A 14,168-nucleotide genomic window follows, 5' to 3' on the forward strand; every position below is an offset into this window, starting at 1 on the left:
TTCCTTGCTTCATTCGTTTAAAGGTAATGGAAATTTTAGATAGTTCTCCTCAGAGGGCTCATCTTTGATCGATAAATAGAAAAACGCATGCAGTTCGAATTAGAAGCAAAAGACCCCAAAAGTAAAGCACGTGCCGGGGTGATCACCACCGATCACGGGAAAATCGAAACTCCTATCTTTATGCCGGTAGGTACGGCGGGATCCGTGAAGGCGGTACACACCCGGGAGTTGAAGGAGGATGTAAAGGCGCAGATTATTTTGGGAAATACCTATCACCTGTACCTTCGTCCGAAATTGGATATACTGGAACAGGCGGGCGGACTGCATAAGTTCAATGGCTGGGATCGTCCTATTTTGACCGATAGTGGCGGGTATCAGGTGTTTTCACTTTCCGGAACCAGAAAAATTAAGGAGAATGGGGTGACTTTTAAATCTCATATCGATGGGTCCAAGCATTTGTTTACACCGGAAGGCGTGATGGATATTCAGCGTACTATTGGTGCCGATATTATGATGGCTTTTGATGAGTGTACGCCTTATCCTTGTGATTTCCGCTATGCGAAAGATTCCATGGAAATGACACACCGTTGGTTGAAGCGTTGTATTGATCGGTTTGACAGCACTGATCCGAAATATGGCTATAGCCAGACTTTGTTCCCGATAGTTCAGGGATCAACCTATAAAGATTTGCGCGAGCAGTCGGCTACATTTATTGCGGAGCAAGGCCGTGAAGGAAATGCAATTGGAGGCCTTTCGGTGGGAGAGCCGGCAGAAGAAATGTATGCGACTACGGATTTGGTAACGAATATTTTGCCAGAAGACAAGCCTCGTTATTTAATGGGAGTAGGGACGCCGGCTAACATTCTGGAGAGTATTGCTTTAGGGGTGGATATGCTGGACTGCGTAATGCCTACGCGTAATGCGCGTAACGGTATGCTTTTTACCTCTGAGGGCATCATCAATATTAAAAATGAAAAATGGAAGGACGACTTCTCTCCGATTGATCCGAATATTGGAGGTTATGTGTCTACTTTCTATACGAAAGCTTATTTGCGCCATTTGGTGACGGCGAAGGAATTATTGGCGAACCAAATTGCTTCTATCCACAATTTAACTTTCTACCTGTGGTTGGTAGGGCAGGCACGTGAGAAAATCAAATCCGGAGAATTTGCCAGTTGGAAAAATGTGATGGTAGAAAAGGTGAGCCGTCGATTGTAATAGGCCTTGAATCTTTTCGATTTTTATTGTGGGTAATTTAAATTGCCCACTCAACCTTTTTTAAGCTCATGCTAAAAATTCTTGACCGCTATATCCTCAAAAAGTTTTTGACCTCCTATGTGTTTGTCGTGATGGTATTGGTGTCGGTAATTTGTATTATCGATATGACCGAGAAGAACGATAAATACCTGCAGAATAAGCTGCCGATGATGGAAATTCTGGCTTATTATGGGGATTTTGCGCTATATATGGGGAATTTCATTACCCCACTCATGGTTTTTATCACCACGGTATTCGTGACCTCTAAACTGGCCAGTCATACTGAAATCATTGCGATTTTAAGTAGTGGGGTGAGCTTTAAGCGGTTTATGCGCCCTTACTTTGTTGGGGCGACACTATTGGCGGTGGTTAGTTTTTTCGCCAATGCTTATTTGATTCCGAATTCAAACAAATCCCGACTGGAATTTGAACGGGCTTATTTGGAGCGTCAGTTTTATTTTGATGATCAGCATGTACACATTAAGCTTTCACCGGAGTCCTATTTGTATCTAAAATCGTACAATAACAGTTCCAATACGGGTTATCGGGTGACTTTAGAAACGATTGAAGGCAATGAGTTGAAATCCAAACTGACCGCTCGCCGAATGAAGTGGAATAGGGAAAAGGAAAGCTGGACGCTCTATAATTGGCAGCAAAGGGAAATCAATGGGATGGAGGAAATTGTTACCAAGGGGAATGAGCTAGATTCTGCCTTTAACCTTTTGCCGAAATATTTCGAAAATCAGGAAAAGGAATATGAAGCCCTGACGCTTCCAGAGCTGGATATGGCCATTGCCGATTTGCAATCCCGGGGTTCCGAGACCTGGAAGGAATACGAAATTGAGAAATTTGTGCGCTACACCTCTCCTTTTGCCATTCTGATTCTGACCTTTATCGGAATTACGGTGTCTGCCAGAAAAGCGCGTGGAGGGACTGGCGTACAGGTTGCGATTGGTTTCGTATTGGCCTTTGTGTACATTATCTTCTTTATGTTTGGCCGAACTTTGGCGGAAAAGGGGACCTTAACCCCGATTATCGCTGTTTGGATTCCAAATATCGTCTTTGGATGTATTGGGGTTTATTTATATCGAACCGTGCCTAAATAAAATGCAACAGAACGCAGTAAAGGATTACCTGATGCTCCACTTTATCGTATTTGTGTGGGGCTTCACGGCAGTGTTGGGGAAATTGATTACGTTGCCTGCCGTTGAAATTGTGTTTTACAGAACCTTGATTGCCTCGGTGGCCATGTATATTTTACTGGCACAGCGTAAGCGGCTACAGGCGCTGACTAAAAAGGCGAAATACCACTTGTTGGGAGCAGGTGCCTTAATTGGTTTTCACTGGATTCTGTTTTTTGCCTCGGCGGAAATTTCTACCGCTTCGGTCTCATTAGCAGGAATTGCGACCGGTGCCTTTTGGACCAGTTTGCTGGATCCGATGATCAATAAGCGAAAAGTGGCCTGGTATGAGGTGGTATTGGGGATATTTGTCCTGTTGGGGCTTTATGTGATTTTTAGTTTTGAATTCACGCACTTTTGGGGTTTGATGGTGGCGATTGCCTCAGCCATTGCAGCCAGTTTATTTACGATTTGTAATGGGCGCTTTGTCGGGAAATACGAACCAGCGACCATTACCCTTTATGAAATGGTAGGTGCCTTTGGCTTCACTGTGCTATTCCTGCCCATTTATGTGACCTTTTTTGCGGAGGGAAATATATTGAGAATGTGGGGTGGATGGGCTGATTTCGGTTGGTTGATGATATTGTCGCTGGGTTGTACCGTTTATGCTTATACGGCTTCGGTTAAAGTGATGCGTACCGTAACCCCTTTCATGATGAATCTTACCGTGAATATGGAGCCGATTTATGGCATTACCCTGGCGGTCCTGATTCTTGGCTCAGAGGAGAAAATGAGCAGTCAGTTCTACATCGGAACAGCGATGATTTTGCTGTCTGTATTGTGCTATCCCTTATTGAAAAACTGGGATAAGCGGAGAAAGCATAAAAAAGAAAAAATAAGGCTTCAGGAGGTTTGAGGCTAAAGAAGTTACAAAAAAAGGGAGTGCGCAATGCATTCCCTTTTTTTAGTTTTAAGCCGAATTATTCGCCGCTAGATTTAGTTATCCGTCTTGATAGATTAATTATCAATTCATTACGTTCGTGCCTGCTGATTTTTTTATAGCCCAAATTTGGGCAAGTTTGCTTTCACCTCATTCATCGGCTCCATTGGAATAAAATGAAACAGGAAATATTCCTTCATTTTTCCTGCCTTGCCAATAAACGAGGATTTAAGCATGGATCATTCGGTTAAAAAGCTTCCAGTATGGAAAGGTAAATGCCTTTTTGCCCCCCGGAGCCGAATCCTACATCTACCCGAACATTCAGGCGATCCTTTTCCGTGGCCTGAAAACGAAGGCCTGCACCACCCACAAACTGTGCCTCCTGAAGGCTGAATTGATGTGCATGAGTGGTGGTTTGTCCGGCACCAGCCCAAGTGGCTCCGCTGAATCGCCACCATAAATGCCGGCGAAATTCTACCTGAGCAAACCAGGCATTATTATCTAAATAGCGGTTGAAGTGGTCAATTCCTCTTAATCTTTTGCTCCCGCCAATGCCGGGCATCAGAAAAAAGGGCACCTCTCCATCGGTAATGTCTACTCTTCCTTGAAGTGCCAATATGTTTTTTTCGTCCACAATAGTAAAAAACTTCCGGATCTCGGCGGTGAATAAATTGAATTGATAATCACTAAGTCCCGGCGTATAAAAGGAGGCTTGTAGATTGAGCCAGTGGCCGGAAGTAGGGTAGAAATTATTGTTTCGCGTGTCCCAGCGCAAAATAGGGCCAAAGCCGATCAGGTTTCCGCCCTCATATCCCGGGGTGGATATGGGTAATATCTCGGGATTGTCAATGTCCGCAACCGTCTGGTGCATATAGTTCATTCCGAAACCCACCATTAACTCTTGTCGCAGCATATAATTAAATTCGGCATTATAGCTGAAGGAATTGGAGGTGTAAAGGGTGAATTGCTCGGAGCTGTTCGCTGCTCCAATGCCATAGAATTCATCATTGGGCAATAATGCCAGATTAATATTTCCCTGAAGGTTCCATTTTTTCAAATAAACGTCATAACCCAATTCCGCCTTGACCTGATTTTTGGTAGACCAGGTAAGTTGCGGCATTAAAAGGGTGGGGCGATACCAATCTTCCTGATTGTTGTTATTTTTGATTTTAATGATGGACAGCCCTCCCATTCGCATGCCATCCCGAGGACTGTAGGCCACCGCCGGATAAGCCGAAAGCGCTACCTTTTCATTTTCATAGGAAAATAAATCGACCAGGTTCAAAACTTTATCCACCAACCCAACGCCAGTGCTTGCTTTTCCCACTTCATCAACAGCTTCTGCCTCCTGCGCCAAAGCGATTTGGTGAAAAAAGGTTAAAATGAAGAGGCTTGTAACTAATATCCGATGCATGTATAATTGACCCAGAATGAGGTGTTTATCCGTAAATTTGAGCCTGCAAAGGTAAGAAGCTTTTGCTTAATTGTTAAATTTTGTGAAGATAAGCGTGATAATCACCTTTTTATTTCAATGGGGTGCAATAATGTGCGTATAAATTAGCATATTTGCTAGTGAGGAACGGAAATTGCCGATTCTTTTTAAAAAATGTTTAACTAATAAATTCAATGAATGGTCTAAAGGTACTTTTTATGTTGGCCTTTACGATGGTTCTGAGTTTGACGGCTTTCGCCCAAACTGAGAATGCATTGCCTCTAGGCCTTCGAACCGTCAATGATCGGGTGGAGGTTTATCCCAATCCGAACAATGATGTTTTACACGTAAAACTCGATAATATCAATGTGAATTCTCTGGAAATGGAGGTTTTTAATATTATCGGGAATAATATAAAGATTGATGCAGAAGAGGTGATCAAAAACAGGTATTACCGAATTGATACCCACGATTTTCAGCCGGGATATTATTTACTTGTATTAAAAGATCCTAAAACACGCTTTAATAAAGCAATTCGGATCAAGAAGGAATAAAAAAAGCAGTGTCGATTAAATCGCACTGCTTTTTTTTGACTTCATATTTTTTTATTAAATAGCGCCTTCCAATACGTCTTTGATCGCTACACGCTGTCCATCTTTGTAAGGAACAATCCAGGCATCCTTTACGCCCATCTCTCTCAGGTATTTCTTGAAAGTGTCCGCTTCCCAGTAATCCACGAAGTGGCCCAAAGTGAATTTCTGCGTACCGTCCGCATCTGTTTCACCAGAGAAGTTTTCATGCTGTTCGAAATATTTCGAAAGGTCTTTATTTCTGAAAGCACCAATTTGAACTTTAAAAATCACACCATCCACAGAAGCAGAAGACCTGGCAGGAGCTGAAGCTTCTGCAGCCGCTTTTTCTTCTTGCATGGCGGAAATCTGACCATTTTTGTTTTGAAGCTCGGTGGTCAATTCCATGATTTTGGCATCACGCTCGGCAACATTCTTCTCCAAAGAAGCAATTTGAGAGTCATACTTACCTGCCTGACCTTGCAATTTTGCGTAATCTTCGGTCAACTGCTTATATTGTTCAGGGGTAACGCGTTTGAGTTTTTTCTTCCACTCTTTTTTTTCCTTTTTGGAAAGTTGTGCTTGCGCTTCAGTAGCAACTAAGCCAACACAGAAGAAAAGAGAAAAAAGAAGTACTAATTTTTTCATAGGTTGCTTAATATAGGTACACTTAAATACGAATATAATGATATACTTTAAATTAATACTCCAATATATCCAAATTTTCCCTTAAAGAAAGATTTTCATGAAATTGCTTATGATTTTTTTAGCCTAATTGGAGGGCGGAATGATTGATTTTTCCCTGGAGGGAAGGGCGGCATATACAAAAAAAGGACGTGTAAAATAACACGTCCCAAGCCTCAAATTTCTTTAGAAATTGAGAAAGCTTTTAAAACACAACCTCCTAATACATAGCATATTCTGTGCCAATGGCTACAGGTTTAGGGGGCTGATATTTTCAAAGACCAAATCCAGTTGGTCTGAAAGTTGAATACTGACCACACCTTCCGCTTTAATTCTTCCGGAAAGAATTTCCTTGGATAAGGGGTTCAATAATTCTTTTTGCATCACCCTTTTTAGCGGTCTGGCGCCAAAGGAAGGATCGTAACCCAATTCTCCCAGGCGGTCCAGTACTTCGACGCTGGCTTCGATTTCGATATTGTTCTCTCGTAATCTGCGTTTGATCTCCTCAAACTGAATATTGACAATCTTGCGGATATCCTTTTTACTTAATGGATGGAACATAATGGTTTCATCAATTCGGTTAAGGAATTCCGGTCTGACCATCTGCTTGAGTAAGTTCAGGACCTGCTCCTGCGTTTTTTCAATGACGTCAAAATAGTTATCATCATTAATGCTGGCGAAATTTTCCTGAATCACCTGCGCACCCATATTGGTGGTCATGATGATGATCGTATTTTTGAAATTGGCAATGCGGCCTTTGTTATCGGTCAAACGTCCGTCGTCCAGTACCTGCAACAGAATATTGAAGACATCCGGATGCGCTTTTTCAATTTCGTCCAAAAGCACTACTGAATAAGGCTTGCGGCGAACCGCTTCCGTTAATTGTCCACCTTCATCATAACCAACATATCCCGGAGGCGCTCCGACCAGTCTCGAAACCGCATGACGCTCCTGATATTCTGACATATCGATTCTCACCATGGCGTTTTCATCATCGAAAAGATAATCAGCCAAGGCTTTCGCCAACTCGGTTTTACCCACCCCGGTGGTTCCCATGAAAAGGAAGGAACCAATCGGGCGCTTGGGATCCTGCAATCCGGCGCGACTCCTGCGCACCGCATCCGAAATGGCGTTAATGGCTTCATGTTGGCCGGCTACTCTTTTGGCCAGTTCCTCTTCCAAATGCAAAAGTTTTTCTCTTTCACTTTGTAACATTTTTGATACAGGAATTCCGGTCCATTTCGCCACCACTTCCGCAATGTCTTCGCTGGAGACTTCTTCCTTTAAAAGCGTGTTTTCACTTTCCAAAGCCTCTACTTGTTTTTGGGCCTCTTCCAACCGCTTTTCCGCCTCCAGTAATTTTCCGTATCGAATCTCGGCTACCTTGCCCAGGTCACCGGAGCGCTCCGCCTGTTCTGCTTCATATTTCAGTCGGTCAATATTTTCTTTTTCCGCCTGAATGCTGGTGATCACGGATTTTTCATTTTCCCATTGTGCTTTTAAGGTATTGCGGGCATCGGATAATTCGGCGATTACTTTGTTCAGCTGACTTTCTTTGTCCTTATCTCCTTCACGGCGAATCGCCTCGCGCTCAATTTCCAGCTGCATAATTTTGCGTTGCAATTCATCCAATTCTGCAGGCAGGGAGTCAATTTCAATACGTAATTTGGAAGCCGCCTCATCCATCAGGTCAATGGCTTTATCGGGCAGGAACCTTTCAGTGATATAGCGATTTGAAAGTTCCACTGCCGCAATTACCGCATCATCCTTAATGCGCACCCCATGGTGCAATTCATACTTGTCTTTGATGCCTCGCAGAATAGAAATGGTGTCTTCGACTGTAGGTTCATCAATGATCACGGTCTGGAATCGGCGCTCCAGCGCCTTGTCCTTCTCAATGTATTTTTGATATTCCTTCGTGGTGGTAGCCCCGATGGTTCTCAGTTCCCCTCTGGCCAAGGCAGGTTTCAACAGGTTGGCCGCATCCATGGCGGTATCACCTCCGGCACCAGCGCCTACCAGGGTATGGATTTCATCAATAAAGAGAATGATTTCCCCATCAGAAGCCGCCACTTCCTGAATGACGGATTTTAATCGTTCCTCAAATTCACCTTTATATTTGGCCCCGGCCACCAAAAGTCCCATATCCAACGCAATGATTTGCTTGGATTTTAGGTTTTCCGGTACATCACCATCCACAATTCTTTTGGCCATCCCTTCCACGATTGCCGTTTTCCCTACACCGGGCTCACCGGTCAGCATGGGGTTGTTTTTCGTACGACGGGAAAGAATCTGAATGGCCCGACGAATTTCCTCATCACGACCGATGACCGGATCAATTTTTCCGGCTTTGGCCAGCTCATTCAGGTTCTTCGAGTATTTTTCCAGTGATTTATATTTCGATTCGGCATTCTGGTCTTTGACCTGATTGCCGCCCCGAAGTTCCAATAATACTTTCTTTAGCGCCGATGCATCCATGCCCCAATCCCGCATTTGCTGACCGGTGGGGTTTTTACTTTGGGCCAAAGCTACCAAAAGGTGATCAATGGCCACATATTCATCGCCCCATTCGGTGATGCTGTTCTGGGCTTGATTTAATATCTGTTGCGCCTCATTGGAGAAATAGGATTGTTGCCCGCCACTTACTTTGGCAAAGCCCGCAATCTGTTGATCTAGTTTCTCCTCTAACTGCGAACGGTTTATGCTTAATTTCTTTAATACAAAATTGGAGACATTCTCATCCACCAAAAGAATTGCTTTGAGTAAATGTGCAGGCTCTATGGCCTGTTGTCCATTCGATTGGCTCAACTCAACGGCCTTCTGCAATGCCTCCTGCGACTTAATGGTATATTGATTTAAATTCATTTTTCTTCCATTTAAATTTTGTTGATCGTTGAAGCGCTCAGGTAGTGTTGATCAATCTGTGTTCCAGTAGGTTGATGGCTGAAAAATTGTCGCCTCAACTGAAATTTCGGCAAAAAGTCGGTGAAAATGTCGCAGCTGAGTCATGGAGCCTGAAATAATTTCAGTAAAAAACGGCAGTAGAGAGAAATTGTTGCAGATTTCCGAATCAATCCGTTTTTCCTTGCGTAAACTTTTGTTAACTTTGCAGGCTAATTATTCCCAAATCCTTAACATTTGGGCGGAGTGGAAAAGGGAAATTACTAATCAATTAAATGTCAGTAGGGTTGTGCCTTACGATAATGTTTCCTATTTTTGCACTCCTTTTGAAGAAGAATAAAAAAAAATATAAATAATAAAATATAAGATCATGAAAAAAGGAATCCATCCTGAGTACAGAGAAGTGGTTTTTCACGACCAATCATCTGACTTTAAATTCTTGACTCGTTCTACTGTAGAGACAGCTGAGACTATCGTATGGGAAGACGGAAAAGAATATCCTTTGGTAAAGGTCGAGATCTCTTCTGCATCTCACCCATTCTACACTGGTAAGAACATCTTCGTTGATACTGCTGGTCGTGTGGATAAATTCTACCAAAAGTACGGAAAGAAAAACTAATTCCTGCGGGCGCGTCTCGCTTGAAGAAACAGAAGTCTCCTTGGTGCAAATCAAGGAGACTTTTTTATTTTTGCCCTATTGAAATTGTGAATGGGTGCTGGCCAACTGTGCAAAGGGCCAACCCAAAACTGTGTGTAAATGAATATCATCCTATTTGATCAGCCCGAAATTCGGACTGCCCTGAAGCCTTTTACCTTTACTCGCCCGACGGCCGGTATCCGTATTGGAATTTTGACCATTGCTGAGAAGTGGCAAAAACATCTGGAAGAAGAAGTAAGCTTTTTGACGGCAGATTATCTGCAAGAGAAGTTTCCACTTTGGGTGGCAGAGGAAGCCAATCTTATTATTAATGGAGCGCTTTGCCCCAATGCTGCTTTGGTGCAAGCGTTGGAGGAATTACCTCAGGGGGCAAGCTTAATGTCGGGGGAGCAGTTATTAGCCGCGGTATATTCGGAAAGCCAGTTGGCGAATTTTGACGGTGTACATCCGGTGGAGGGTTCTGTGGAGGTGCCTTTTGATGGGGAATATAATTTGGTGGAGGAAGTGTGGCATATTTATACCCGTAATGGGAAAGAAATAAAGGAAGATTTTCAGCTGGTAACAGCAGGCAGAAAATCTCAAGCCATCACGGATCCCTATACGCGGATATATGCCAAAGAAAATATCTTCATTGAAGAAGGCGCGGATATTAAAGATGCTACTTTAAATGCCGAGGCCGGCCCAATATATATTGGTAAGGATGCGGTGATTCAGGAAGGGGCGATTGTCAGAGGTCCTTTTGCTTTATGCGAGCATGGGCAGGTAATGCTGGGAGCGAAAATGCGAGGCAATACCACTGTCGGGCCATGGTCCAAATTAGGCGGAGAGGTGGATACTTCTGTGGTCTTTGGCTATTCCAATAAAGGGCATGACGGCTATATGGGGCATTCTGTTTTGGGAGAATGGTGTAATCTGGGAGCGGATACCAACACTTCGAACCTTAAAAATAATTATGCGCCCTGTAAAGTGTGGTCCTTTAAAAAGGATGGCTTTGTGAATACCGGCGAGCAGTTTTTGGGTTTAATCATGGGAGACCATGCCAAGGCAGGGATTAATACCATGTTCAATACCGCTACGGTGGTAGGGGTAGGGGCCAATGTTTTCGGGGAAGGTTATCCGCGAAATTATATTCCTTCTTATTCTTGGGGAGGGCATGGTGGATTTTCTACTTTTGCATTGCCCCGGGTAGTAGAGGTGGCAAAGCGGGTGATGGCTCGCCGTAGCCTAGAATTTAGTGAGGCAGATTTTAAAATTCTGGCGAGGGTTTTTGAGGAATCAAAGCCACACCGGGTTTGGGAAAAGAAATAATAGAATAACTCAGGATTTCTGAGATAAATTGGAATAAGATTTTTTTATGCAGTTTGCGGATATCATCGGTTTAGCCGAAATCAAACAAAGGCTATTAAAGGCAGTGTCGAATAACCATTTGGCACATGCATTATTGTTTGCCGGCCCGGAAGGTGGAGGTCAGCTGTCCCTGGCTTTGGCCATGGCGACCTATGTAAACTGTACCAACAAACAGGAAGGCGATGCCTGTGGGGAGTGTCCTTCCTGTCAAAAAATGAAAAATATCGCGCATCCGGATGTGCATTTTGCCTTTCCGGTAAGTGCCACCAAGCAGTTCACGGGTAAGGATGTGGTGAGTGATAACTTTCTGCCGGATTTTCGGAAGTATTTGGCCAGTGAGGCGCATCCAACACTTGCAGGCTGGGTGGCCGCCTTTAGTGGAGAGAACAGGCAGGTGAATATCTCCAAGGAGGAGTCGCGCCGGATTATCCGATCTTTGGCCCTGAAAAGCTATGAGGCGGAATATAAGGTGATGATCATCTGGTTACCCGAAAAAATGCATATCGCGGCCTCCAATGCGCTATTGAAAATCATTGAGGAGCCACCAAAGAACACCCTGTTCTTTTTGGTGACGAATCAGGAGCAGCAATTAATCGGTACCATCCGTTCGAGAACGCAGATGGTGAAAGTGCCTCATTATTCTCCGGCAGAGCTGCAGGAGATATTGCAAAGGGATGGAGGTGCTTCTGAAGAAAGGGCCATGCAATTGGCACAAATTGCCGAGACGGTGCCGGAAGCAATGGCGCTTTTAGAGGAAGGAGAAGAGGACAGTCAGGAGCTTTTCCGCCAGTGGATGCGGCTGTGCTATTCCTGGGACTTCGCTCAACTGATGCAACTGACCGAAGCATTTGCCAAATACAATAAATTGCGCCAGCAGGGGATGTTGCAGTATGGGATGAGCATCATGCGGGCATCACTTTTACAGCATTATGGGGCGCAGGATCTGCAGGCGTTGAATCAGGGCGGGCAGGATTTCGTAGGCCGCTTTTCCCGGGTGATGAATATGGAGCAGGTAGAGTGGATTAACCGCCTGATTGGTGATGCGGCTTATCATCTGGAAAGAAATGCCAATGCCAAGATCACCTTTTTCAACCTATCGCTGAGAATAGCGAGCATTTTGAGAGGACAATAACTAAAGATATATGAAGGTTCGAATAGGAACAAGAGGAAGTAAGCTGGCCCTTTGGCAGGCTTATTTTGTACAGGATGCCTTGCAAAAAGGAGGGCTGGAGACCGAAATCGTAAAAATTGAAACCAAGGGAGATAAAATTCTGGATGTTTCTATCCATAAGATTGGCTCCAAAGGGGTGTTTACCGAGGAAATTGAAGAGCAGCTGAATGATGGGCGCATTGACATTGCGGTGCACAGTGCCAAGGATATGCAGTCGGAACTACCGGAAGGCTTTGAGTTGATTTCCTTTAGTGAGCGCGAAACACCGAATGATGTCATTGTTTCCAAGGATAAATCCCTGACGCTGGACAGCGGTAAAAAATTCCGCTTAGGTACTTCTTCTAATCGTCGAGTAGCGACCCTTCGCCGATATTATCCGCATATTGAGATTGTACCGATTCGTGGAAATTTGCAGCGCCGGATTCAAAAAATGGAAGAGGGCCAATGTGATGCCTTACTTTTGGCTTATGCCGGTGTTCACCGCATGGAATATGATGATTTGATCGTGGAGAAATTACCTTTGGATCGTTTTACGCCGGCCGTGGGGCAGGGGTCTGTGGCGATTGAAGCTTCTGTGAAGCTGGATCCGGCATTGCGTGCAAAAATCCGGGAGAGTCTGAATCACGAACCTACCGAAAAATTATTATTAGCCGAGCGCGCATTCCTGAGAAGGTTGCAAGGCGGTTGTTCCGTTCCGGTATATGGACTGGCGCAATGGGAAGGAGCGCAGGTGAAGCTTGTGGGCGGAATTATTGGCCTGCAGGGCGAGAAGCAAATTGAAGCCTCTGCGATGACCACACCAGAGGAGGTGGAAGAAATGGGAACTGCCGTGGCGGAGGATTTAATCGGCCAGGGAGGGGATCAGATGCTGAAAGAGATTAAGGCGCAATTATAGGTATTTGTTCAATAATAAAATTTAAGGGAGGGCGTAAGTCTTCCCTTTTTTTGTATTTTATCTGTTTGGAATTCTTTTTGGTTAAAGGTTATTACCCTCTGGGCTTATCTTTTGTTGAGTTTTTTGATATTTAAACGCGCACTATTTTACGGGACAGTAAAGCTGTTGTTTTGTGGGATTTTACGCCTTGTGAGGTCTTTAAAATCAGTCGATTGAATGGTTTTTGCGTCTTTTCTTTATTTTGCGTTCTTCTTATTGTTCGAAATATTATTTTGCGGCAATAATAATTCTCAAAATAATTTTGTTTTAAATAATTAGCTACTACTTTTGGTAGTAGTAATGGATGAGTTATTAAGTAAAATTGGATTTTCCCAACAAGAGTTGAAAATATACAGGCTTTTGCTGGATAAGGGAGAATTAGCGGTTTCAGAAATTTCAAGGGTTTGTGGTATTCCTACTTCAAAGCTATATGCCTTTATGGAAGGCCTGGCAGATAAGGGCTATTGCCGATTGACTTCTGAAAAACCGAAGATGTATGCCGTGAATTCTCCGAAATCAGCTTTTTCTCGCAGGCGGGATGAGTTGTTACAACAAGAGCAGGAATTGGCGGCATTAAGTAAAAAGCTGGAGGAGCAATTTCAGAAACTGGATCAGCCACCGGTTTCCGTATTCCGTACCCTGACAGATGCCGATGAAATATTGAAAGAGTATTATCGGCTTTTCAGGTTGGCGGAGGAAATTGGAGTGGGTTTTTCCAAAGCGCCTTATTCGGTCGACATATCAAATCTGCCGGAAGTGAACCCTTCTGAAGAGGCTTCCATGGAAAAGGGCGTGGTATTTAAAGGGATTTATGAAATACCCAAAGGAGAAAGTGAGGAGGATGTGAAGCGGCTGGCATCCTATTTTAAATCCCAGGGCGAAGAGGTAAGAATGGCGAAAGCACTGCCTTTTAAAATGCTGATGGTGGACTTCCAATATGTGCTGTTGCTGATTCACGGAGGAAATGATGTACCTGTCAATATGGCTTTGTCGATAGAAGACGAGGCTTTTGCGAGGTCCATGTTTCAGTTGTTTAACTTTTACTGGGAGTCTGCAGCGGAGCTTTAGTCCTGAGCCCATTTTTTATATTAAAAAGAAAAGCCTTGAAGGCTTAACGGCCTTGTTATGTTCAAAAATGAAACCTTCTGACCTCC

The 14,168-nt window shown here is 43.9% G+C and carries 12 protein-coding genes; 9 read left to right on the forward strand and 3 right to left on the reverse strand.

The genetic code is table 11. The features are described 5' to 3' along the window. The first annotated feature begins 87 nt into the window (after positions 1–87). From tgt to AAA970_RS01635, 3 genes are all read left to right on the forward strand, one after another. Entirely contained in the window at positions 88–1,218 is a 1,131-nt protein-coding gene (gene tgt / locus AAA970_RS01625) for a tRNA guanosine(34) transglycosylase Tgt (RefSeq protein WP_053406099.1), read from the forward strand. 68 nt (positions 1,219–1,286) lie between these two features. After that, positions 1,287–2,363, forward strand: coding sequence for an LptF/LptG family permease (locus AAA970_RS01630; protein WP_053406098.1), 1,077 nt, complete (start codon positions 1,287–1,289; stop codon positions 2,361–2,363). 1 nt (position 2,364) lies between these two features. Then, entirely contained in the window at positions 2,365–3,294 is a 930-nt protein-coding gene (locus AAA970_RS01635) for a DMT family transporter (RefSeq protein WP_338235738.1), read from the forward strand. 271 nt (positions 3,295–3,565) lie between these two features. Here AAA970_RS01635 and AAA970_RS01640 read toward each other — a convergent pair whose 3' ends face one another. After that, positions 3,566–4,732 (reverse strand): BamA/TamA family outer membrane protein, encoded by a 1,167-nt coding sequence (locus AAA970_RS01640; protein WP_338235739.1) that lies wholly within the window; start codon positions 4,730–4,732, stop codon positions 3,566–3,568. Positions 4,733–4,944: 212 nt separating this feature from the next. Between AAA970_RS01640 and AAA970_RS01645 the strand changes: the two genes are divergently transcribed. Continuing rightward, entirely contained in the window at positions 4,945–5,304 is a 360-nt protein-coding gene (locus AAA970_RS01645) for a T9SS type A sorting domain-containing protein (protein WP_053406095.1), read from the forward strand. Positions 5,305–5,358: 54 nt separating this feature from the next. Here the strand turns inward: AAA970_RS01645 and AAA970_RS01650 are convergent, their stop codons facing one another. Both AAA970_RS01650 and clpB read right to left on the reverse strand, forming a co-directional pair. Next, entirely contained in the window at positions 5,359–5,967 is a 609-nt protein-coding gene (locus tag AAA970_RS01650) for an Ezrin/radixin/moesin family protein (RefSeq protein ID WP_338235740.1), read from the reverse strand. Positions 5,968–6,252: 285 nt separating this feature from the next. Then, entirely contained in the window at positions 6,253–8,868 is a 2,616-nt protein-coding gene (clpB, locus tag AAA970_RS01655; protein WP_338235741.1) for an ATP-dependent chaperone ClpB, read from the reverse strand. 406 nt (positions 8,869–9,274) lie between these two features. Here clpB and AAA970_RS01660 point away from each other — a divergent pair, with 406 nt between their 5' ends. The 5 genes from AAA970_RS01660 to AAA970_RS01680 all read left to right on the forward strand — a co-directional run bounded on the left by AAA970_RS01660 (position 9,275) and on the right by AAA970_RS01680 (position 14,082). Next, entirely contained in the window at positions 9,275–9,523 is a 249-nt protein-coding gene (locus tag AAA970_RS01660; RefSeq protein ID WP_053406091.1) for a type B 50S ribosomal protein L31, read from the forward strand. Positions 9,524–9,661: 138 nt separating this feature from the next. Next, entirely contained in the window at positions 9,662–10,870 is a 1,209-nt protein-coding gene (locus tag AAA970_RS01665) for a GlmU family protein (protein ID WP_338235742.1), read from the forward strand. Positions 10,871–10,916: 46 nt separating this feature from the next. Next, positions 10,917–12,041 carry a DNA polymerase III subunit delta' gene (holB, locus tag AAA970_RS01670; protein ID WP_338235743.1) on the forward strand — a complete coding sequence of 375 codons (1,125 nt, stop codon included), beginning with the start codon at positions 10,917–10,919 and terminating at the stop codon, positions 12,039–12,041. A gap of 10 nt (positions 12,042–12,051) precedes the next feature. Continuing rightward, positions 12,052–12,975, forward strand: coding sequence for a hydroxymethylbilane synthase (gene hemC, locus AAA970_RS01675; RefSeq protein WP_338235744.1), 924 nt, complete (start codon positions 12,052–12,054; stop codon positions 12,973–12,975). 327 nt (positions 12,976–13,302) lie between these two features. Next, on the forward strand, positions 13,303–14,082 hold the full coding sequence (locus tag AAA970_RS01680) for a TrmB family transcriptional regulator (protein ID WP_338235745.1): 780 nt from the start codon (positions 13,303–13,305) through the stop codon (positions 14,080–14,082). The last annotated feature ends 86 nt before the right edge of the window (positions 14,083–14,168 follow it).

The sequence above is a fragment of the Persicobacter diffluens genome (genome assembly GCF_036244895.1).
Lineage (GTDB): Bacteria > Bacteroidota > Bacteroidia > Cytophagales > Cyclobacteriaceae > Persicobacter > Persicobacter diffluens.